The organism is Curvibacter gracilis ATCC BAA-807, assembly GCF_000518645.1.
Lineage (GTDB): Bacteria > Pseudomonadota > Gammaproteobacteria > Burkholderiales > Burkholderiaceae_C > Curvibacter > Curvibacter gracilis.
The window spans coordinates 1-21396 of record NZ_JADZ01000027.1 but is presented as its reverse complement, the minus strand read 5'-3'; the positions used below and the strand labels follow the sequence as shown (position 1 = coordinate 21396).

Here is a 21396-nt window from a genome sequence, read left to right as displayed (position 1 = left end):
GCGTCAGTTCCGTGCAGCCGGAGCTGCGGTGGTGGCCGTGGCGGCGGGTGCAGAAGCAGAGGCTGGTGAGGACGTCAGGCGCACCGCCGTGCCTTCGCGCAGCGGCCCCAGTTCGCCGCGCAGCACCTGGGTGCCTTCGGGCAGGTCGGGCACGGCCACCCACAGCTCGGGGCCCACCTCGCCTCGGGTGCCGGGCGTCACGGGCAGGTGCTTGACCTGGCCCTGCTGCACGGTCTGCACATAGGGCTTGGGTTTGTCGGTGCGCACGGCCGACAGCGGCACGGCCAGCGCGCTCACGCGCACGGTGTCGAGCATGCCCTGGGCAAACAGGCCCTGGCGCAGCACCGGGCCGGCGCTGCCGGGGGTGTCCAGCGTCAGGTAGGCCAGCACACTGCGGCTGCCCGCTTGGGCGCTGGGGTTGATGCGCGAGACGGTGGCGCCCACGGTGGCGCTGCCTTGGCCGTTCTGCTCGATGCTCAGGCGGGCCCGTTGGCCCACTTTCAAGCTCAGCGAATCGGCCGGGCTGAAGGTGGCCTCCAGCTCCAGGCGGCTCAGATCGACGATCTCCAGCACCTTGCTGTCCACCGGCAGGCGCTCGCCGGGCTGGGCCAGGCGCTGTGCCACCTGTCCGCTGATGGGGGCCTTGAGCACGGTGTCTTCAAAGGTCTTGCGGGTGACTTCAACCGCGGCCTGCGCGGCCTTGTAGGTGGAGATGGCCGAGTTCAGCGTGGCCAGCGAGGTGTCCAGCGCGGTCTGCGAGATGAAACCCTGGGCCACCAGGGCTTTGTTGTTGTCGTACTGGCGCTGGGCGATGTCGATCTGGGCCTTGGCCGAGTCGGCCTGGTCCTGCGTCTGGCGCAGGCGGAACTGGAACTCGGTCACCTCGATGCGGGCCAGCACCTGGCCGGCCTGGACGCTGTCGCCCTCGCGCACGGTCAGTTGCTGCAATTCGCCCGGCACGCGGGTACGGATGAAGGCCGAATTCACCGCCCGCAAGCTGCCCGACACCGGCAGGCCCTGGCTCAGGTTCTGCACCTGGGCGGCCACCAGGTCGGTGGGGGCCAGTTCGATCACGGGTTGCGCGCGCTGGCTGGCCTCGGCCACGGCCGCTTGTTGGGCCTTGCGCGCCGACAGGGCCCGCAGCACGCTGAAGCCCAGGGCCAGCACGACCAGGGCCAGCACGGCCCACTTGATCCACCGGCGTTTCCCGGAGGGCGCTTGCGTTTGCGTCATCTTTGTCTCGTTGTTTCTTATGGGGCGGGGGAAGAGGGGGCTGCGCCCGGGGCGCGTGTCTGCAGGCCATCGACCAAGAGGTCGATCTGCTGGTCGATGAAGCGCTCGGGGGACAGTTCGAAGTCGGTGGGGGCGCAGGCACCGACCGAGTGGCGCCACATCATCAGAAAGATCATGGGGGCCATCACGCAGTACACCGCGTGGTCCATGTCCAGCGGTCGGAACTCGCCACGGGCCACGCCACGCTCCAGGATGCGCCGGATCAACTGACGGCCCGGCAGGATCACTTCTTGCTGGTAGAACTCGGCGATTTCGGGGAAATTGCGCGCCTCGCTCATCATCAGCTTGGTGATGCCCGAGGCCTTGGTCATGCCCACCCGCTCCCACCAGCTGCGCATGGCATAGGCCATCAGTTCGGCGCTGGTGCCGGTGAAGGTGTCCAGCTCGGCCTCCCATTCGGTGAAGCGGCCCGAGATGTTCTCGCGCACCACGGCCTTGAAAAGCTCTTCCTTGCTGCCAAAGTACAGAAACAGCGTGCCCTTGGACACCCCGGCGCGGGCCGCCACCTCTTCCGCCCGGGTGGCAGCAAAGCCTTTTTCCACGAACAGGTCGAGCGCTGCTTCAAGCAACTCACCGGGTCGGGCTTCCTTGCGGCGCTCGCGCTTGCTGTGGCTGTCGCCGGCAGAGCAGAGCTTGAATTTGGGCAGGGGCATGGGGGTTAATGACTGATTGGTTAGTAATATAACGTTCGCATTTGCCGCGCGTCAAGCCAGCAGGCCACACAGCACCCGCGCAGCCGATGACCCCGGGCCAGCGTGCCCATCGGGCTCAGGCTACATTGCCAGGCTGTGTTGTTGTGCAAAAAGGTGGAAAACATGACGATCGAGACCATCACCCTGGGCGGCGGCTGCTTCTGGTGCACCGAGGCCGTCTATGTGCGCGTACGCGGCGTGCTGGATGTGGAGTCGGGCTACTGCAATGGCCAGGTGGTCCAGCCCAGCTACGAGCAGGTGTGCAGCGGCAGCACGGGGCACGCCGAGGTGGTGCGCCTGCGCTTCGATCCGGCGGTGATCTCGCTGGACGAGATCCTGCAGATCTTCTTCTCGATCCACGACCCCACGACGCTCAACCGCCAGGGCAACGATGTGGGCACCCAGTACCGCAGCGGCATCTATGTCGAGGATGCCGCCCAGCTGGCCCAGGCCCAGGCCTTTGTGGCCGCTGTGAACGCCAGCGCCACCTGGCCCCAGCCCGTGGTGACCGAGGTGGCCCTGCTGGACAATTACTGGCCGGCCGAGGATTACCACCAGGACTACTTCGAGCAGCACCCTGGCCAGGGCTACTGCGCTTTCGTGGTGGGGCCCAAAGTGGCCAAGTTCCAGAAAACCTTTGCGCGGTTTCTGAAAGATTGAGCCGGTTTTTGTCACAATCCTGAGTCACAGCGATTACACAATCTTGGTTTGAGCTTGTTGTAGGCCGCTGCCGCCTTTCACGATGTCCGCCCGATCCGCCATGAAGACCTTGACCGCGCCCGGCTTTGCCGCCTGGTGGGGCAGGGTGTTGCCCGTCACAGGCCTGCGCCTGGGGTGGGCCGCCTTGCTGCTGGTCTTGGTGCTGGCCCCGGTGTTGGGGCAGATGCACCGGATTCACCACCCCGCCTGGCGCGCAGGGGCTGTGCCGGCCTCGGCCTCACCGGCGCTTGAAGCCGCTTCTGCGGACTCGGCCCAGGTCAGTGCCGAGCGTTGGCTGGATCGACTGTTTTCACATCACAGCAGCGATGCGGACTGCCTGGTGTACGACCAACTGGGCCACGACGGCCCACCCCAGGCGCTCACCGTGGCCGACCTGGGGCCGGCGCTGAGCCATTTCCTGCCCTGGTGGCTCGACGCCACCCTGGTAGCGGCCACGGCCGCCCCTTGCCAGGCCAGGGCGCCACCGCTTTCTCGTTGATGACTGCCTGATCGGGCCGCCTGTCTGGGCGCCCGGCGCTGCGTCACCCTTGCGGGGCGCGGCGTGTGTCCGACCCTGTTTCAACGAGATTTGCCATGACTTCCTTGCCTCCCGCTGCGCGTCTGGCGCGCCTGCCTTCGATCCGCCCCAGCCTGTTGCAGCTGGCCTGCCTGTCCCTGATTGCCTCGGTGCCCATGGCGCAGGCCCAGGCCCAGGCCCAGACCAGCGCCGAGACTGCCACCCCGGCCACCACCGCAGGCCCCAGCCTGCGTGAGGTGACCGTGACCGGCAACCCGCTGGGGGCCACCGATTTGACCGCGCCCGTGACGGTGCTGCAGCGCGACGAGCTGACCGAGCGCGCCCGCGGCACCCTGGGCGAGACCCTGGACGGCACGCCCGGCGTGAGCAGCACCTACTTCGGCCCCAACGCCAGCCGCCCCATCATTCGGGGGCTGGACGGCGACCGCATCCGGGTGCTGAACAATGGCGGCGCCACCGTCGACGCCTCGGCGCTGAGCTTTGACCATGCCGTGCCTCTGGAGCCCATCACCGTGGACCGCATCGAGGTGCTGCGTGGCCCGGGCGCCTTGCAGTACGGCGGCAGCGCCGTGGGCGGCGTGGTCAATGTGATCGACAACCGCATCCCGCGTGAGCCCCTGGACGGCGTGACCGGCAAGGTCGACCTGGGCCTGGCCAGCGGCAACAAAGAGCGCAGCGCTGCCGCCATGGTGGAAGGTGGCAACGAGCGTTATGCCCTGCATGTGGACGGCTTCAAGCGGCGCACGGGTGATGTCAATGTGCCGGTCAGCCTGCCTTGCGAGAAGACCGGGGCCAGCCCGCAGGCCAGCCGCATCTGCAACTCGGCCAGCGACGCGCAGGGCGGGGCCGTGGGCGGCAGCCTGTTCTGGGACAAGGGCTACCTGGGCGCCTCGGCCGCCACCTACCAGACCACCTATGGCACGGTGGCCGAGGACAACGTGACCATCGGCATGCGCAGCAACCGCTACGCGCTGGAAGGCGAGTGGCGCTACCCCGTGGCCTTCATCCAATCCCTGAAGGGGCAGTTCAGCCATTCCGATTACGCCCACACCGAGTACGAATCGGGTGTGGCGGGCACGCGCTTCACCAACCAGGGCAACGACTTCCGGCTGGAGGCGCGGCATGAGCGCTTTGCCGGCCTGGACGGCGTGATCGGCCTGCAGGCCGAAACCGGGCGTTTTGCGGCCCTGGGCGACGAAGCCTTCGCGCCGATGAGCCGCAGCAGCAGCCAGGCCTTGTTTATCCACGAAGAGCTGCCCACGTCCTGGGGCAAGCTGAGCGCGGGCGCCCGCACCGAGAGCGTGACCGTGCGCTCGCTGGGCAGTGCCGAGACCACCCGCTTCGAATCTGGCGAGCGCCGCTTCAACCCGCACAGCGCCGCCCTGGGCGCGCTGGTCAAGCTGAGCCCTGTCTGGCAGATGACGGGCAACCTGGCCTACACCGAGCGCGCGCCCAAGGACTACGAGTTGTTTGCCAACGGCCCCCACATGGCCACCGTGGCCTGGGAAACCGGGGATTCCTCACTGGGCAAGGAGCGCTCCACCAGCGCCGAACTGGGGCTGCAGTGGAAGCAGGGCGCCCACCAGGCCTCGGTCAATGCCTACCAGACGCGCTTTCGCAATTTCATCGGCCTGTTGGCCACTGGCGACCGCTTGACCGCTGACGGCCAGCGCAACCCCAGCGACAGCAGCCTGACCACCTACCCCGAGTACCGCTACAGCGGCATCCGGGCCCGTTTCACCGGGCTGGAGGGCAACGCCACGGTGCGCCTGATGGGCCCCGGCGGCCTGCAGGCCGGTGGCAGCGCCGGCGCCCTGGATCTGTTGTTGCGCGGTGATCTGGTGCGCGCCATCAATGCCGACACGCTGGACCCCCTGCCGCGCATCGCCCCGGCACGCCTGGGGGCCTCGCTGGCCTGGACGCGCGGCCCCTGGTCGCTGCGCGGCGGCTTTGACCACTCGGCCGCCCAGGCCCGGGTGCCCAGCGACAGCCGCGCCACCTCGGCCTACACCTTGTGGAACGCCATGGGCAGCTACAAGACCACGGCCCGTGTGGGTGGGCAGACGACCCAGATGCTGTGGTACGCCCGGCTCGACAACCTGACCAACCAGCTGGCCTACAGCGCCACCTCGATCCTGACCACCACGGCCTTCCCCAAGGCCCCGCTTCCGGGGCGCAGCCTGAAGGTCGGCTTGCAGATCGCTTTCTAAGCCTGGGGGCTTGGGTTGTCAGACAACCTGAGCCAAAGCGGCGACAATCAGCAGCTTGAGAGCGGCCCGCTGCGTGCGGGCCGCTGTGTTTTGGCCCCTCAGACCGCCTTGCCGTGAACCATCCCGTTGTTGTTGCCCTGCTGCCCGTCGTCCTGTTCATTCTCACGGGCTATGTGGCCGGGCGGCGTCGCTGGATCGGGGGGGGGGCGGTGCGTGACCTGTCCAACCTGGTGTTCATGCTGCTGCTGCCGGCCTTGCTGTTTCGCACCATGAGTGCGGTGCACCTGGGCCAGCTCGACTTCAAGCCGATTGCGATGTACTTCGGCGCTGCAGCCCTGGTCTATGCGCTGGTGATCGTGGTCAAGGGCTACAACCCCACCGGGGCGGTGCTGGCGCTGGCCGGTACCTTCAGCAACACCGGCATGATCGGCATCCCGCTGATCGGCTTGGCCTACGGGCAGCCCGGCATGGTGACCCTGTTCACCCTGATCTCGCTGCATTCGCTGGTGCTGCTGACCGCCGGCAACATCGTGCTGGAGCTGGCGGCCCAGCGGGAGGACGCGCGGCGCGGTGTGGCGCCGGCCCGCAGCGTCTGGGCCACCGTGGGCGGGGCCTTGCGCAAAGGCATCATCCACCCGATCCCCCTGCCCATCATGGCCGGCCTGCTGTTCGGCAGCACCGGCCTCAGCATTCCGCCCTTGCTCGACCAGCCCTTGCAGCTGCTGGGCAATGCCATGGGGCCGATTGCGCTGGTGCTGGTGGGCGTGACCCTGGCCTATGGCTCGGTGGGCACCCACCTCAAAGGGGCGCTGGCGATGGTCGGGGTGAAGAACCTGCTGCACCCGGCCGTGGTGCTGGCCCTGGGCTGGTTGCTGGGCCTGGAGGGGGTGCCTCTGGCGGTGATGGTGGTGACGGCCGGCTTGCCGATCGGCGCCAACGTCTACCTGTTCTCGCAGCGCTATGGCGTGGCCGAGGAACTGATCACCGCCAGCGTGGCCGTGACCACCGTCATGGGCCTGATCACGCTGCCGCTGGCCATGCTGCTGGTGGGCGCGCTGGTCTGAGCCTCAGCCCACCCGCTCACGGGGCCAGGCGCTCGCGCACCCAGCTGCCGTTGTCTTCCAACCGGTAACGCAGGCGGTCGTGCAGGCGGCTCTTGCGGCCCTGCCAGAACTCCCAACGCTCAGGCACCAGCCGGAAGCCACCCCAGTGCGGCGGGCGTGGCGGCTTGAGCATGAACTGCGCACCGTAGCGCGCCGCATTGGCCACCAGCACGCTGCGGCCGCCGATGACCTGGCTTTGCGGGCTGGCCCAGGCGCCGATGCGCGAATCGAGCGGCCGGCTGTTGAAGTAGGCGTCGCTTTCCTCGTCGCTGACCTTCTCGACCCGGCCCTCGATGCGCACCACGCGCTCCAGCTCCACCCAGTGGAACTGCAGGGCGGCAAACGGGTTGCCCGCCAGCTCGTGGCCCTTGCGGCTTTCGTAATTGGTGTACCAGACGATACCCCGCTCGTCATAGCCCTTGATCAGCACGATGCGGGTGCTGGGGCGCAGGTCGTGGCCCACGGTGGCCAGGGTCATGGCGTTGGGCTCAGGCACCTCGCCCGTGATGGCCTCGTTGAGCCATTTCTCGAACTGGCGCAGGGGCTGCGCCTCCGAGGCGTCTTCACTGAGTTCTGCGCGCTCGTAGCTCTTGCGCAGGTCGGCTATGGCCGAGGGGCTGGTTTTGTTGCTCATGGTCCGATTTTGCCTGCTGGCCGGCCCTTGTGCTTGACCCAGCACAGGGCCGGGGCATGGGCGCCACCTGGTTCACACCTCCTGCGGCGGCAAGCCTTGCAGGCGGCTGATGGCCGGCCCCGAGATCAGCAGCAGCTGCCAGGCAAAGGCCAGCACCGCCAGGCCCAGGCAGGCCGCTTCGCCCCATTGCGCCCCCACCAGGCCCCCCAAGGCGGCGCCCAGCGGGCGGGCGCCCGCATTGCCGGTGAGAAAGATGGCCGACACCCGGCCCAGCAGGGCCCCGGGCGTGACGGTCTGGCGCAGCGTGGTGGAGCTGATGGTCCAGATGATGGCGCCGCAGCCGAACACAAAGAAGCCCAGCCCGGCCAGCGCGGCCGAGGGCCATACCACCGTGGCCGCCAGGGTGCTGCAGGCCAGCAGCGACATGGCCGGCCCGAACTGCACCGCCCGGCCCAGCGGCAGGCGGGCCAGCACGCGGCTGGCCAGCAGAGCGCCACACACCATGCCGGCCCCAAAGCCCGCCAGCGTCAGGCCCACGCTGGCCGCGCTCAGGCCCAGGTGGCGCACGGCATACGAGACATAGGTGCCCTGCAGCACAAACCAGCCGATGTTCCAGATCACGGCGGTCTGGAAGATGGGGCGCAACAAGGGCTGGTGCCACACCTGCCGGGCGCCCTCGCGCAGCTCGGCCCAGGGGTGGCGCGGCGGGGCCGGGGTGCGCCGGGGTTCGTGCAGGCCGCGCATCCAGGCCACGGCCAGGCCCGAGCCCACGGCCGCCACCACGAAGGCGGTCGATCCGCCCGCCCAGGCCACCAGGCTGCCGGCCAGGGCCGGGCCGCCCGCATAGGCCAGGCTGCGCGCCAGCTCCAGCCGCCCGTTGGCCCTTGCCAGCGCGCTGCCGGGCACCAGCGAAGGCACCAGTGCCGGGGCCGCCACGCTGAAGCCGACCGTGCCCAGGGCCCCGATGAAGCCCATGGCCAGCAGCCAGAGCAGGCTCGCATGACCCGTCAGCAAAGCGCCCAGCAGGGCCAGCAGCGAGACGGCGCGCAACAGCTCGGCCCCCACCATCAGGCGCAGGCGCGAGCCACGGTCGGCCAGCAGGCCCAGCGGGATCGAGAACAGCAGAAAGGGCAGGGTCTGGAAGGTGGCCAGCAGGCCGGTCTCGCCCGGCCCGGCCCCCAGCAGCGTGACCGCCACGATGGGCGTGGCCGCCAGGCTCAGTTGTTCGGCAGCCTGGGCGGCCAGGTTGGCCCAGGCCAGGCGGTTGAAGGCGGCGGGCAGCTTGGAGTCGGTCATGGGGCGAGGCGGTGCGAATGGGGGTGATCGGGGGCGGGGCAGGCGGCCAGTCTCGCAGCTTCTGCCCAACGCTGCTGGCCGCTTGCGGACCTCGGATCCTGCCCGTGGGGGCGCACTCGCTTATAGTTCGCCCGCCTGCCCCGGGGCTCCTGAACCCGACCTGGAGGCCACCAGAACCCGTTGACCCATGTACAAGCCCGACCGCCCCTCTGTTTTGCCCATCCGCCAAGGCGTCAGCCCCAGTTGCGTGGCGGTGCCGGCCGGCCCTTGGCCCACCCTGCTCGACTTTCTGGTGCACCGCCTGCCCAAGGTCAGCCGCGAGGATTGGGTGCAGCGCATGGCCCGTGGCGACGTGGTGTGCGAGCGTGGCCAGGTGGTGACGCCTGAGCGGCCCTTCGAACACAGCCTGCGCCTTTTCTACTACCGGGAGCTGGCCACCGAGCCTCAGATCCCCTTCGAGGTGGGCGTGGTGTACCAGGACGAGCACCTGCTGGTGGCTGACAAACCCCATTTCATGCCGGTCACCCCCGGTGGGCGCTACCTGCACGAGACCTTGCTGGTGCGCTTGAAGCACCAGCTGGGCATCGCCACCCTCTCGCCCATCCACCGCATCGACCGCGAGACGGCCGGCTTGGTGCTGTTCTCGGTCGACCCGGCCAGCCGGGGCGCCTACCAGGCCTTGTTCCGCGAGCGCGAGGTGGGCAAGCAGTACGAAGCGATCGCGCCCTGGCGGCCCGAGCTGGCCTTTCCGATCCGCCGCCAGAGCCGCATCGTGGAAGACCCGGCGCAGTTCTTCCGCTGCTGCGAGGTGCCCGGCGAGCCCAATGCCGACAGCACGGTGGAGGTGCTGGAGGTGCGGGGTGAACTGGCGCTCTACCAGCTCAGCCCCGTCACGGGCAAGCGCCACCAACTGCGGGTGCACATGAATGCGCTGGGCCTGCCCATCCAGGACGACCACTTCTACCCCGTGGTGAACGACCCGCCCGAGGGCGACTACTCGCAGCCGCTGCGCCTGCTGGCACGGGCCCTGGCCTTCGACGACCCGGTGACGGGCCAGCCCCGGCAGTTCCGCAGCGCCTTGAGGCTGCGCTGGCCGGGGGAGGCTGTGGCCTGAGGGTGACCCGGCATTGAGACCGCGTTCCCTTCGTCACATTGTTAAAAAGATGCCTATTTGTTATCCTTCTGGTGCTAGCTAATATTGCAAGCATGAATGGCAAGCATGCAAAGACATTGGCCGCCATTTTTGCGGTACCCACCAGCAAGACTTTGGAGTGGACAAAGATTGAAGCGCTTCTGATCGCTGTGGGTTGCACGGTGGTAGAGGGGTGCGGTTCCCGCGTGCGCTTCGTGCATGACCGAGCGGTGGCGAGCTTTCATCGTCCACATCCAGCCAAGGAGGCCAAGGCTTACCAAGTGGACGATGCCCGTGATTTTTTGATATCCATTGGAGTGACACCTTGAACACCATGACCTACAAGGGCTATACCAGTCGCATCGATTTTGACGACCGTGATGACATCCTGGTAGGTCGCCTCTTGGGTATACAGGATGTTGTGAGCTTTCATGCGGACAGCGTGGCGCAACTTCGAGAGGCTTTCCACGAAGCGGTGGACGATTACCTTCAAACCTGCGAAAAAATCGGCAAGCCCCCCCAAAAGCCTGCGAGCGGAAAGCTCATGTTGAGGGTGCCGCCAGAGGTTCACGGCTCTGCACTGATAGCGGCGAAGGCAGCAGGCAAGAGTTTGAACCAGTGGGCCGCAGAGGTCCTGGCGTCAGCAGCGCACGCCTGACGGACGTTTGTCAGCAGGGGCGGCAGGATCCGTTCAGCCCCAGGCCGCCACCAGATCGATCTCGACCGAGGCATTCTTGGGCAGTTGCAGCACGCCCACCGAGGTGCGGGTGTGGCGGCCGGCTGGGCCCAGCACCTCGACCAGCAGGTCGGAGGCTGCATCGGCCACCTCGCTGTGCTGGGTGAAGTCGTCGGCGCATTGCACATACACGGTGACACGCAGCACCTGCTGGATGCGGTCCAGGCTGCCCAGTTGCTGCAACAGCAGGGCCAGGGCGCGCAGCACGCTGATGCGCGCGCCGGTGCGTGCCTGCTCCAGCGAGGTGCCCGCACCCACGCGCCCGGTGACCTGCACCGTGGTCCCCACGCGGGGCACCTGGCCACTGATGTAGACCGTGTCGCCATGGCACAGCACGCTCTGGTAGTTGCCACCGATCACGATGGGGCCGGCAAAGGCGTCGCCCCAGGGGGCACAGGCAGCTTCGAAACGGGCTTGGCGGGTGGTCATGGCAGTGATTGGGGAGGGTGGTGATGGGTGGAGTTGGGGCGGATCTTACCCGGGCCACCGGGCAGGGATTCACTGCACGCTGAGCTCACGCCACGACACGCGTCGGGTGCTTGTGCTGGTGCTGGACACCGGGATGCTGGTGGTCTGGCTGGTGCCGTCCGACAGGTTGGTGATGGCCACCACCTTGCCATTGGCCAAGCGCACCAGGCTCACGCCGCTGGACAGCCCGGTGGTGGTGCCGGAGGTCAGCAACACCCCGGTGCTGGTGCTGGTGCCCACGGCCAGCCCGGTGGTGTAGCTGAAGTAGTTCAGGTAGCTGGAGCCGCCCACGCTGCAACCGGTGCTGGTGGTGGGGATGTTGGTGGTGAAGGCCAGGGTGCCGAGTTGCAGGTCCATGTCGGTGGTCATGCGCTCGCCGCTTTCGGGCAGGTCGGCGAACCAGCCATCCATGGTGCCCAGGTCGACCGCGTAACTGACCGTGCTGGTGGCGGTGCGCACGCCGCCCGAGTCGCTCAGGGTCTGCTTCACGAAGCAACTGGTCTTGGTGCTGCTGGAGCAGGGGTTGCTGCGCGGGCTGCCGTACAGGCCGGTGGTGGCGGTCGAGGTGGTGAGCGGGTCCTTGAGGGCGTAGATCGACTGGGTCTGGGTGCTGCTGAGGTCGCTCAGGCCCAGCAGTTCGCCGGTGCCCACGAACACCAGGTAGTTGCCATTGCTGTAGCCCAGTTCGGGCCGCGTGGTGACCGGTTGCCGGGTGCCGCTGGCATCGGCCAGGGTGGCCAGCAGCTGGGGGGTGACCGTGGTGCTGGCGGCGTTGGCGGCGGTCAGGGCGCTGATGTCGATGCGCCATACATTGCCCAGCAGGTCGCCGCCATACAGGCGCAGGGCCAGGTTGTTGGTGCTGGCGCTGTCGACATAGGCGCTGAGCTGGGCCAGGCCGGCCGGGCAAGGCGCGGTGCTGCAGCCGCTGACGGCGGCCGTGCTGCTGCCGGCGCCGGTGTCGATCTTCTTGATGATGGCGCCCGTCTTGGCGTTGAGGATCCAGACGATGCCGTGCCCGGTGCCGGGCGAGACATTGTTGTAGCCGGAGCTCACGATGACCACCCAGGTGCCGTCCGACAGCTTGGTGATCACCGGGATGCCGTACGAATAGCCCAGGTCGGCATCGGTGGTGTAGCCGGTGGTCTTGCTGGTGTCATTGCTGAACTCCCACAGCACGCTGGGCGAGGCCGGGGTGGTGATGTCGAGTGCATAGAAGCCGCGCCCGCCACCGCCCAGGCCACCGATCAGGATGGTGTGCCAGGCGCTGTCGAAGTACGCGTCGCCGGTCTTGGGGGTGGCGTTGACGTAGTTCACGTGGTTGCTGCTGTAGTTCTTGTCGGCCAGCTTGTACAGATTTGGCAGCAGCATCGACGGGATGTAAGCCCAGGATTCGACCCCGGTGCTGGCGTTGAACGCATGCAGCATGCCGTCGTTGCCGCCGATGTAGACCATGCCCTGGCGTGCGCTCTGGGCCGATTTGAAGGCCGCGTAGCCCGAGTCTTTGTAACTGAAGAGGGGCGTGGTGACGTACACCGGTGCCGAGTCGACCAGATCGCCCAGCGCGTGGGTGCGGGCCCGGTAGTACTTGCTGGCGTCGCTGGATTCGTTGCTGCGGTCCCCGCGCAGAAAATTGACCAGGTTGATGCCACCGGCACCGGTGCTGGTGCCCGCGGTGGTGCTGTCCACCTGCGAGGCACTGGCAATGCACAGCGTGCCGCTGCTGCACAGCTGCGACAGGCCCGAGATCGCACCGCCGGTGATCTGGAAGTAGGCCTTCTGGGTGCTGGTGAGCGAGGCCCAGGTGAAGGGCTGCAGCGCGCCCGTGCTGGCGTTGTAGGTGTAGATGTTGCGCGAGGCGGCGATCAGGTTGTCATACAGGGCAGTGGCCGCCGTGCTGGCAGCGCTGTTGACGGTGCCCGACTCCGACCAATCCACATAGCTCGACAGGGCTCCCGTACTCACATCGATGGTGTAGCGGGCCAGTTCGCCATACCAGTCGACCGAGCGGAAGGTGGATTTGAAGACGTAGTTGTCGCTGGAGGTGACGTTGGGCGTGCTGGTGGTGGCGGTGGCCGAATTCGAGGTGGCAGCCTGCACCGAGGACAGAAAGGTGCTGAGCCCGGTCTTCAGGTTGGTGGCGTTGCTGGCGCTGTAATACACGCCTCGGCCATTGACGGCGGCATGCCAAAGGTCGTCGATGGTGGTCTGGGTGTTGTTGGTGGGTTTGGGCCAGCCGCAGCTGCCCGAGGTCTGCCAGCTGCAGATGCCGTTGGCGGCGTTGGTGGTGCTGGCGGTGGTGCCCACGCTCACGTCGTAGTAGTCGCCCGAGGTCAGCGAGGTGTAGCCCTCCTGGAACAACATGTAACCCGAAGCCCCCAGCCCGAGGGTGGAGGTGTACATGCGCTGCTGGCCATCGGCCACGCTGTTGCTGGCCACGTCCACACCGCTGGCGCTCAGGGTGTTGCTGTAGGCCGAGGCGCGCAGATCGGTGCTGTAGTAGTAATAGGCCACGTCGGCCAGCGTGTTGGCGGTGGCGTTGGGGTCGAGGTAGGGGCGGGCCGCGCTGCCGTCCTGGTCGCCGATGGCGGTGCTGCCATCGATGCGGGTGGGGGTGGCGGTCTCGTTCCAGTAGCCATCGGTGGAGAGGATGGTGTAGTTGCGCTGGCAGGCGTACTGCATCGGGTCGGTGGCGCTCACGTTGTTGATGCTTGTGAGCTTGCCGGCGTAGTAGCGCCCCGCTTTGCTCAACGCCGTGCGCAGCGGGGTGCTGCTGTTGGGCGTGGCCTTGGTGAACTTGCTGAACCACGCTGCTTTCTGCCCGCTGCTGCCGGCGGTCAGGTCGGCGATGTTCAGAAAATCAGAGCCGGTGTTGTTGTTGATGCTCATGTAGCCCAGGCGGTAGCTGGTGCCCAGGGTGCTGAAGGCCTGGGTGGCGGCGGTCTTCATCATCTGCATGCGCGTGTGGTAGTAGGCCCACCAGTTGGCGTAGTTGGCCATCTCCTCGGCATAGGTGCAGGTGCTGCTGGCGCAGTCGGTGCGGGTGGCGGCCTTGGCCGAGGTGCCGGGGTAGCTGTACGCGGTGGTGCCCGAGACGATGCTGGTGAGGATGTTGGAGCCCGGCACGGTGACGGTGCTGGTCCCTGATTTGTAGCTGAGCGTGGGGTAGCGCAACTGGGTGTAGGTCTTGCCGCCCGTCGGTGCGGTGTCGACATAGGTGACCTGGCAGTCGCTGAGCGCGGTGTCCGAGCACCAGCGCACATAGGCCGGGTAGGGGTAGGCCGTGGTGGCGGCGCTGAGGGTGGCGCAACTGGCCTGGTGCACATCGCTGCAGTACTCGCCCGCCACGAAGGTGTAGAAGTAGGCATTGCCGACCAGGTTGCTGGTCGAGCTGCTTTGCACACCAAAGCCGTCGTCCGGCACCTTGGTCCAGGCCGTGGTGTTGGCCGAGCTCATGCTGGGGTAGCTGCTGCCGTCGTAGTACACCGGCGGGCTGTAGGTGACGGCCGCGTTGTAGTACAGCCCGTTGTAGCGGCTGTTGCGGAACAGCGCTGTGGTGCTGGTGCTGGCCCAGTCGGGCAGGTAGGTGTAGCTCATGCTGCCCGAGTCATCGAGCACATACAGGATGTTGGGTTTGACCTGGCCGGGGCTGGCGGTCTCCAGGGGGCTGCTGGCCAGATCCGTCACGGTGGCCTGGCTCAGGGGTGGCAGGGCCGCGACCAGCAAGAGGGTCAGGGCATGGCGGGGGCTGCGCATGGGGCTGTTCCTGGTTGGAAGGCGATGGCGTATGGGAGCAAGGGCCGGCGCCTAAAGCGCCACAACGACCTGAACCAGGCTTTGGGTGCCGCGTGGCCCGCTGACCCGCACCGTGATGCGGTAGTACACCTGGCTGCCGTTCTGGCCGCTGCCGCCACTGCTCTTGAGGTTGATTTTTTGCGAGTCGCAACTGCTGCCGCCCGCGCAGGTGCCCGAGTTGGCGTTGGGCGACTGGGTGCAGTCCACGCTGGTCGCGCTGGCGTCGCCCGCGGCGCTGCACAGGCGCTGGATCACATAGGCCACGGTGTTGCCGGCGCTGTCGGTGCTGAGCTTGAGCGATTGGCTGTCGAGCGTGGCGCTCCAGAAGTCGGCCCAGCTCTGGCTGCTGCCGGGGTCTTGCCGCGTGGCCAGGTAGCCGTAGGCGGTCTGGTCACAGGCCAGCACGGTGCTGCCCACCGAGGTGGCACAGGTGCTGGCCGTGTTGCTGGTGCTTTGGCCGTTGTTGTTCTCCAGCCAGGCGATGGCGGCCTCCACGCCTTCGTCGGCCGAGTGGGTGGCCGCTTGCTGAAAGGCCAGGTTGCCCGCGATCTGGTTGGAGGTGTAGACCGAGCGCGTGAGCGCCAGCGCGCCCAAGGTGAGTGCCACCAGCACGATCAGCGCCATGATCAGGGCCACGCCGCGCGGGGGGCGGCCGTGAGGGAGCGGGCGCCTCAGCATCCGGTGGTCCCGCCCTGGTAGTTGATTTGCGAGCCCGACCAGATCATGTCGCGCAGCGGCACCACGGTGCTGGCCAGTCGGTAGCGGTAAGCCGTCCAGTCGGTGAGCCCGCTGAGCACGATGGGCGCCGCGCTGGGGTTGGTGGGGGCACTGGTGCTGACCGCGCTGCCGTCCCACACCGGGGCGCTGTTGGTGGGCAGGGTCTTGTCGTATTGGGGGCTGCGCGCCACCACGGCCATGCGCAGGGTGAGCACGCGCGACCAGGCGCAGTACAGGTTCAGCCCGCTGGTGTCGGCGCTGCTGCCCGGGGTGGTCTGGTCGTAGGTGTCGAGCGTGCCGTCCATCAGCACGGTGCTGGTGTCGCGCCCGTACTGGGCACGCAACGCCACGATGTTGCTGGCCACGGGCACCCACACCGTGCTGTCCAGTGTGCTGGTGTAGCTGCTGCTGCCGCAGTTGTAGCGCAGGTAGTCGCATTGGGTGAGGTTGCCATTGCGCACGGCATAGGCATGCAGCGACAGCGTCTTGCCCAGGTTGAAGACCAGGCTGCCCGCCCCCAGCCCCACCGTGTTGTTGGCCACCGTCAGCTTGGCCGTGCTGCTGTCGATCACGCTGACCTGGTTGAGCGGCAGGGTGCAGGGGCTGGGTCGGGTGCTGTTCTGCGCTACCACGTAGTCGCCAACGGCAAAGCTGCCCGGCGAGGTGACCTGGTAGGTGCCTGCCACCGAGGTGGCGATCAGGGCGTCGCCTTCGGAGGAGCCGTTGTTGGTGCTGGTGATCACCAACAGGGTGTCGGTGTTGCTGTCGCCGGCCGGCACCAGGCTGCTTGCCGGGTTGATGGTGGTCGGGCTCAGGGGCAGGCTGACGGAGGCGCTGTCCTGGCTGGTGGTGAAGCTCAGGTTGCAGCCCAGGATGGCGAAGGCATTGATGCCGAAGGCCGAGCTGCGCACGTCCCGCTCCAGGCCGTACAGCGCCACCGTGGCGTTGACCAGGGCGTCGTTGCCACCCGCCGTGGTGCGGCGGGCGGTGTCGGAGTCCAGCATCAGGCGCATCATCACGATCACCGCTGCCAGGCCGATGAGGATGCCGACCATCACCTCGATGAGACCGAAGCCTTGCTGACGCACCGTGGCGTGCCGGCTGTTTTGCAAAAAAGCCCTCATTTCAATTGCACCAGCGTCACCAACTGGTGGGATTGGGTGTCGGCCGGGGCGCGCCAATACACGGTGATGGTGGCCTGGCTGCGCGCGGTGCCGCTGCTGCCGCCGCCTGCCAAGGTGCTGAAGCTGATGGTGGGCAAGGTGCTGTTGGCCGAAGAGACCCCGGGCAGCCCGCTGGCCTGCACCTGCGCCAGCCACAGCAAATAGGCGCTGCCGCTGGGGCTGGCGAACCGTGTTTGCAGCGTGGCGGCGCTGCGGTCGCTGGCCCACATCTGGCTGGCTGCTGAATTGGCCAGCAGGCTGGCCATGCTGCGGTATTCGGCCTGGCTGGCCTGCTGCACCGCGCCAGCCTGCATGCCGACCAGGCCCAGCAGGCCGATCGAGAACAGCAGCACGGCCACCAGCGATTCGATCAGCGCCGAACCCTGCGCCTGGGCCGGTGCAGAGCGGGGCAGGGCGGGCCGGGGCGGCCACTTTTCAGCAGGCGCGTGCACGGTCGGCGGCCTGGGTGCTGCTCAGGCTGGGGTCGCACAGGCGGATCTGCCCGCCGGGGCTGACCACCAGGTTCAGGCAGCGCGTGTCGCCCGAAGCAGCCATGCAGGTGCCGCTGGGGGCTGTGATCTGAAACGTCACGCTCGCGCTGACCGTGGTGCTCGGGTTGGTGGTGGCCGTGAGGCGGCCCAGGCTGTCAAAGGCCAGGGTGCTCTGGCTGGCTGTGATCAGCGCGTTGCTCAAGGAGCTGCTGCCGGCGCTGCGTTGCAGCAGGTAGGGGCTGGCGCTGTCGCTGATGGCGCTGGCGCAATGCGAGGCGGGGCTGATGCCGCTGCCCAGATTGCTCACCCATTGGGTGCCTGCCGTGACCAGGGTGCAGCTGTCACTGAGGTCGCTGGTGATCTGCAACCGCACGACCGCGTTGCGGCGCACGGCCTCGGCGCGGGCCATCTGCAGCCCGCTTTGCAGGCTCTCGGCCTGGCCGCGCACCTGGGCGTTGCGCAACCAGGTCGAAAAGGCCGGGATCACCATCAACAGGCTGATCCCCAGAATGGCCAGCGCCACCATCAATTCGATCAGCGTCACGCCCTGCATCCATCGTGGCCGGTGGCCTGGCCCCATCAGCAACGCCCCCCCTTGGCCGTGACCCAGCAGGTGGCGGAGGTGGTCCAGCCCGCAGGCACCGAGGTCGTGGCCCGGTTGCCGCCCTGGTCAATGGTGAAGACGAACCCCGCCATGTTGGTGCCCGTGTTGCCGGTGGCGCTCAGCACATAGGTCGAGGTGGTGCAGGTGCTGAAGGCATAGGTGAAATAGCTGCTGCTGGCCATGCCACTGGTGCTGCAGGCGCTGGTGTTGGGCGCGAGATAGCTTCGGCTGTCCTGAAACAACTGCTCCATTGCCACCTGCTTGGCCGCCAGAGCGGCCGTGGCCTCCGGAATGCGCGAGCGCTGGATGTAGTACACGTAAGCGGGCAGGGCAATGGCAGACAGGATGGCCACCACGGCCACAGCGATCATCAGTTCGATCAATGTGAAGCCAGCGAGGCGGCGCGATGACAACGAAGAAGAGGTGCGATGGGGCATGGGCAGGCCAGTTGAGACAGCAAGCAAAGGCGTCCTGCTGGCCGCGATTACAAGCGCTCTTGAGCCCCCGCAGCGTCATGTATTCGGGTCGATACCTGGTTTTACGAAGCGTTTGTTGTGCATTGCCGTTGCTTTACGAGCCAATGCAGCGCGAGCCCGGCAGCCCACGCGGGTCGCCTTGCGCCTGGCCGCTGCTGCGAAGCCGATGAGCCTCAGCCGACCCCGTTCTGCCTCTATAATCCCGCCTGCCGCGGGTGTAGTTCAATGGTAAGTATTTGAACTACACATTTAAAACTATAAGTCTTTGATTTAAAAGACAAATTCAGTTAGTCACAGCAATTGTGACACATGCAACTGACACACTCAGTTGACCTCATCAACTGACACACTCACTATAACACAGTAGGGAATTAAAATATGGCTGAGACAGAGAAAGAGACAGAGACAGAAAAAAAATTGCCATCATCAAATGAGTCGGATTTGAATGTAGATTTTATTGATGATGCATATCCAATCAATAATTACAATAAAATTGCAGGATTAAGAATAAAACAAAAAATAAGTCATGCAATAAAATTTAAAAATGAGCTTTCAAAAATTAGAAATAATTTCTTTCCTATTTTTGCCATTGTCATAGCTGTAATTGCTTTTTTTGTAATCGAGAAAATTGGGATTAATTCATATTTGGGGAAGATTGAAATTAATCATAAGTGGGCAATCGCAGGAACCTTACTCCTTCTTACTGGTACATTTTGGGCAGCGCTTGGCGGCTATCTCGATCCTAAAGAGGAAGCTAAATTAAGGAAGAAAGCAGAAAAAAAAGAATTGGAAATGAGTGAATTAGTCAACTTGATGATTATAAATTCTAAATTTTTAAGTCAAGGAGCTATGCTTGCATTTTGGGGCTCAATTTTATTGCTTATCGACTTGATTTTTTATTAATAAGAATTTATTTTGAAGTATAAGATAGAAAAAACACAAATAAACTCATGAAAATACAATAAAATATAAATTTCCGAGATTGATATAGACCAATAATTCGCTTAATGTAAAAATTATTCATAAATTTCCTAATATATTTTATAAATAATATTTATATAAAAAATATTGTCAAGCACCTACGGGTGCTTTTTTTTCGTCTGTACTTTTCCATCATTGAAATTAAAGTGATTTTGTCAATGATTTCTACCCCCACCCCCTGCTAGGGGAGCCACTTTGAAAGTGGTGGTCTTTTGCTAACGCTCCTGTGTCCTATAGAACATCAGCGCTCTAGAAGCATAGAACATCACCTGTGTCCATAGAACATCGTTCCATTTCATGTTCTGCAAATTTTGTGTACGCTGGTAGCAAACAACTTTGGAGGTTTTTTATGATGAAATTAATTTCAATATTGGGATTTGTTATTCTTCTGACTACCACAATAACTACATTCGTAATATTTAGTAGGAAATCAAGAGCACTTGATAAATATGAGTTTGAGAACAGAACACAAGGTGGAGCAATTGAGTTTGCTACCTTTGAAGATGCTGAAAAACATCGCCTTAAGAGATCTCGTTTAAATCTAGTAACTTTCTTCTTGATTATTCCTCAAATGTTCTTTTTATTTGTATTCACAGTAGGAACATTTGCCTAATTCTCTCAAAAGCACCTGCAGGTGCTTTTTTTTCGTCTGTACTTTTTGATAATTGGAATTTATAAAAAATATCTAAATTGGATTGAAGTTTGATTTTGCTGACATTCTTTGTTTTAGTTTTAAATCATCTATTTTTCTTTGAATTTCAAATATTTTGGCAATAATTTTAGCTCTATCTCTAATATTTGCTATTGCCATTTGAGATTGTAAGTTTCCAATTTCTAATTCTAATGATTGAATTTCTAAAACAAAAGGTACTGTTTTGTTTGTTGCTCCTGATATTTTTGGGGGTGGTGCTATAGATTGTTTTACATCAGAATTGAAATTAACTGATTGTCTAGTTTTTAGAATATTCTTTTCAATATTCTTATAAAACTTATCAACTTTCGGTTTTGTTTCTATTAGTTTTGTTTTCTCTTCACTCTGAATTTTTGAACTAACTTGACTTGCTGATGATGTTAATTCATTGGATTTTGATTGAGAAAAGCTATTGACTTCATTTCTTATTGATGAAATATTTTTAGGCTTTTCTTCTTCAATTTTGAATGGTTTTTTGACAAATTTAGATCTTCTTGTTTTTGTTGCAAGTAGTTTAATATTTTGAGATTTTCTAGATTTAACTTCATCTGACATTCTTGTTTTTATTTCTAAAAACTTCTCTTCTGATAATTTTTTTCCACTATCTTTATATTTTTCAATTAATTGTTTGTAGTCTGCATTTTCTTCAAAAATTGGACCTTTCAACCTTATAGATTTTGTTTTTCCATCGTTAGTTTTTAAAGATAAATAATCTTTTCCAATTCTAGAAAACTTATCTTTACTACCAAAAAACTCAATCAAATCTTCACGATTTTTGATCTCACCACTTAAAATTTTCTTGGATAAAATATCGGAAATTTTATTCTTTTGACTTTTAACATTGAATAAATGACCTTCAATAGTATCTAATTTATTCAATTGGGCTTTAAATGGATTTTGCTGTACTTGGTCATAATTAAATCTATGATTAAAGTAGCTATCAAAATCTCTAAATAATTGTTGATTAGCTTCGCCAGGTCTAGTTAAGCTCAATGCTCTACCTTTATTTAGTTCTTTATCAGGAACAACAAAATTAAGTTCTAATCTTCCTTTATCCCAATGCTCAACCCAAAGAATTGCAAAATTTTCATCTTTTTCAAAGCCTGCTAAGAATGTTTTTTCAAACCCTCTCATTACGGCTTCTCGTTGTTCTTCAGTAGGTATTTCACCTTCTCTAAAATTAATTGAACCTGCTGTGTACTTTTTTTGCCTTGTGATTGAGTCAGAAATTAATTGAATTAATTCTGGTGATCCTTCTAATAAAACTGGTTTTGGATTACGAATTTTCCCTGTGTGATCTTTATCACCTAATAAATAATCAATGGAACTTTTGACATTACCCTGAATCCGTGAGCCCAAGAGTGAAAGTGCCTCACCCTGCGGGTGCGTTCGATTTGAGGTAGTTTGGTAAACGCGAGACAGGTGTGGGGCGTTGATGGGCCTGTTGCAAACGCAGTACCTGAGTTCTTCCAATGCGCCCCTTCATCGTCAAGCAGCTCGACTACGACCTCACCCCGGTAGCCGGTCTGGCGCTGGTCGGACATCACCTGAATCGACTCGCGCCAGTGTTCAAGCGACTCGATGCCGCCTTGCCCGTGAGAAATGGCGTTGCCAACAGCGACATCCTGCGCAGCTACCTGGGCCTGCTGGTGCAGGGCAAGAGCGACTTCGATGCGATTG

Annotated in this window: 20 protein-coding genes and 1 pseudogene; 9 read left to right on the top strand and 12 right to left on the bottom strand. The window is 62.4% G+C overall.

Annotation, left to right across the window (positions count from 1 at the left end; all coding sequences use genetic code 11):
• Positions 1 to 3: 3 nt before the first annotated feature.
• The gene (locus L880_RS0119290) at positions 4 to 1233 is read right to left on the bottom strand and encodes an efflux RND transporter periplasmic adaptor subunit (RefSeq protein WP_027477064.1); all 1230 of its coding nucleotides are present in this window, start codon (positions 1231 to 1233) and stop codon (positions 4 to 6) included.
• A gap of 17 nt (positions 1234 to 1250) precedes the next feature.
• Positions 1251 to 1946 (bottom strand): TetR/AcrR family transcriptional regulator, encoded by a 696-nt coding sequence (locus L880_RS0119285; protein ID WP_027477063.1) that lies wholly within the window; start codon positions 1944 to 1946, stop codon positions 1251 to 1253.
• A gap of 162 nt (positions 1947 to 2108) precedes the next feature.
• Here L880_RS0119285 and msrA point away from each other — a divergent pair, with 162 nt between their 5' ends.
• The 4 genes from msrA (at position 2109) to L880_RS0119265 (ending at position 6496) form a co-directional block, all read left to right on the top strand.
• The gene (gene msrA, locus L880_RS0119280; RefSeq protein WP_027477062.1) at positions 2109 to 2645 is read left to right on the top strand and encodes a peptide-methionine (S)-S-oxide reductase MsrA; all 537 of its coding nucleotides are present in this window, start codon (positions 2109 to 2111) and stop codon (positions 2643 to 2645) included.
• A 100-nt stretch (positions 2646 to 2745) separates the two neighbouring features.
• Positions 2746 to 3183 carry a hypothetical protein gene (locus tag L880_RS32915; RefSeq protein ID WP_157462991.1) on the top strand — a complete coding sequence of 146 codons (438 nt, stop codon included), beginning with the start codon at positions 2746 to 2748 and terminating at the stop codon, positions 3181 to 3183.
• A gap of 95 nt (positions 3184 to 3278) precedes the next feature.
• The gene (locus tag L880_RS0119270) at positions 3279 to 5432 is read left to right on the top strand and encodes a TonB-dependent receptor (RefSeq protein ID WP_051443433.1); all 2154 of its coding nucleotides are present in this window, start codon (positions 3279 to 3281) and stop codon (positions 5430 to 5432) included.
• Between the two features lie 113 nt (positions 5433 to 5545).
• Entirely contained in the window at positions 5546 to 6496 is a 951-nt protein-coding gene (locus tag L880_RS0119265) for an AEC family transporter (RefSeq protein WP_027477060.1), read from the top strand.
• Positions 6497 to 6512: 16 nt separating this feature from the next.
• Here the strand turns inward: L880_RS0119265 and pdxH are convergent, their stop codons facing one another.
• Positions 6513 to 7169: a pyridoxamine 5'-phosphate oxidase gene (pdxH, locus tag L880_RS0119260; protein ID WP_027477059.1), complete on the bottom strand. Its 657-nt coding sequence runs from the start codon at positions 7167 to 7169 to the stop codon at positions 6513 to 6515.
• A 72-nt stretch (positions 7170 to 7241) separates the two neighbouring features.
• Positions 7242 to 8465 carry an MFS transporter gene (locus L880_RS0119255; protein ID WP_027477058.1) on the bottom strand — a complete coding sequence of 408 codons (1224 nt, stop codon included), beginning with the start codon at positions 8463 to 8465 and terminating at the stop codon, positions 7242 to 7244.
• Positions 8466 to 8652: 187 nt separating this feature from the next.
• Between L880_RS0119255 and L880_RS0119250 the strand changes: the two genes are divergently transcribed.
• From L880_RS0119250 to L880_RS0119245, 3 genes are all read left to right on the top strand, one after another.
• Positions 8653 to 9579 (top strand): pseudouridine synthase, encoded by a 927-nt coding sequence (locus tag L880_RS0119250; protein ID WP_027477057.1) that lies wholly within the window; start codon positions 8653 to 8655, stop codon positions 9577 to 9579.
• Positions 9580 to 9671: 92 nt separating this feature from the next.
• Complete coding sequence (locus L880_RS35125) at positions 9672 to 9926, top strand: type II toxin-antitoxin system HicA family toxin (protein WP_084461455.1); 255 nt, start codon at positions 9672 to 9674, stop codon at positions 9924 to 9926.
• Complete coding sequence (locus L880_RS0119245; protein WP_027477056.1) at positions 9923 to 10255, top strand: type II toxin-antitoxin system HicB family antitoxin; 333 nt, start codon at positions 9923 to 9925, stop codon at positions 10253 to 10255. Before L880_RS35125 ends, L880_RS0119245 begins: the two co-directional genes overlap by 4 nt.
• 33 nt (positions 10256 to 10288) lie before the next feature.
• Here L880_RS0119245 and L880_RS0119240 read toward each other — a convergent pair whose 3' ends face one another.
• The 7 genes from L880_RS0119240 to L880_RS0119210 all read right to left on the bottom strand — a co-directional run bounded on the left by L880_RS0119240 (position 10289) and on the right by L880_RS0119210 (position 18005).
• Positions 10289 to 10762 (bottom strand): RidA family protein, encoded by a 474-nt coding sequence (locus tag L880_RS0119240; RefSeq protein WP_027477055.1) that lies wholly within the window; start codon positions 10760 to 10762, stop codon positions 10289 to 10291.
• Between the two features lie 69 nt (positions 10763 to 10831).
• The gene (locus L880_RS0119235; RefSeq protein WP_027477054.1) at positions 10832 to 14554 is read right to left on the bottom strand and encodes a pilus assembly protein; all 3723 of its coding nucleotides are present in this window, start codon (positions 14552 to 14554) and stop codon (positions 10832 to 10834) included.
• A gap of 51 nt (positions 14555 to 14605) precedes the next feature.
• On the bottom strand, positions 14606 to 15271 hold the full coding sequence (locus tag L880_RS0119230) for a pilus assembly PilX family protein (RefSeq protein WP_027477053.1): 666 nt from the start codon (positions 15269 to 15271) through the stop codon (positions 14606 to 14608).
• Complete coding sequence (locus tag L880_RS0119225) at positions 15265 to 16422, bottom strand: PilW family protein (protein WP_027477052.1); 1158 nt, start codon at positions 16420 to 16422, stop codon at positions 15265 to 15267. Before L880_RS0119225 ends, L880_RS0119230 begins: the two co-directional genes overlap by 7 nt.
• Before the next feature lie 8 nt (positions 16423 to 16430).
• Positions 16431 to 16925: a type IV pilus modification PilV family protein gene (locus tag L880_RS32910; protein WP_051443432.1), complete on the bottom strand. Its 495-nt coding sequence runs from the start codon at positions 16923 to 16925 to the stop codon at positions 16431 to 16433.
• A complete protein-coding gene (locus L880_RS34485) occupies positions 16909 to 17508 on the bottom strand; it encodes a GspH/FimT family pseudopilin (protein WP_169737787.1) in 600 nt (199 codons plus the stop codon). The genes L880_RS32910 and L880_RS34485 overlap by 17 nt, the downstream gene beginning before the upstream one ends.
• Positions 17509 to 17543: 35 nt before the next feature.
• On the bottom strand, positions 17544 to 18005 hold the full coding sequence (locus tag L880_RS0119210) for a type IV pilin protein (protein WP_043329976.1): 462 nt from the start codon (positions 18003 to 18005) through the stop codon (positions 17544 to 17546).
• Positions 18006 to 18422: 417 nt separating this feature from the next.
• On the opposite strand from L880_RS0119210, the gene L880_RS35785 reads away from it, so the two are divergent.
• Entirely contained in the window at positions 18423 to 18947 is a 525-nt protein-coding gene (locus L880_RS35785) for a hypothetical protein (RefSeq protein WP_157462989.1), read from the top strand.
• Positions 18948 to 19710: 763 nt separating this feature from the next.
• On the opposite strand, the gene L880_RS35780 is transcribed toward L880_RS35785, so the two are convergent.
• On the bottom strand, positions 19711 to 21075 hold the full coding sequence (locus L880_RS35780; RefSeq protein ID WP_169737786.1) for a relaxase family protein: 1365 nt from the start codon (positions 21073 to 21075) through the stop codon (positions 19711 to 19713).
• Positions 21076 to 21188: 113 nt separating this feature from the next.
• On the opposite strand from L880_RS35780, the pseudogene L880_RS0119205 reads away from it, so the two are divergent.
• Positions 21189 to 21396 (top strand): annotated as a pseudogene (locus L880_RS0119205) (IS1380-like element ISCARN34 family transposase); the annotation flags it as partial.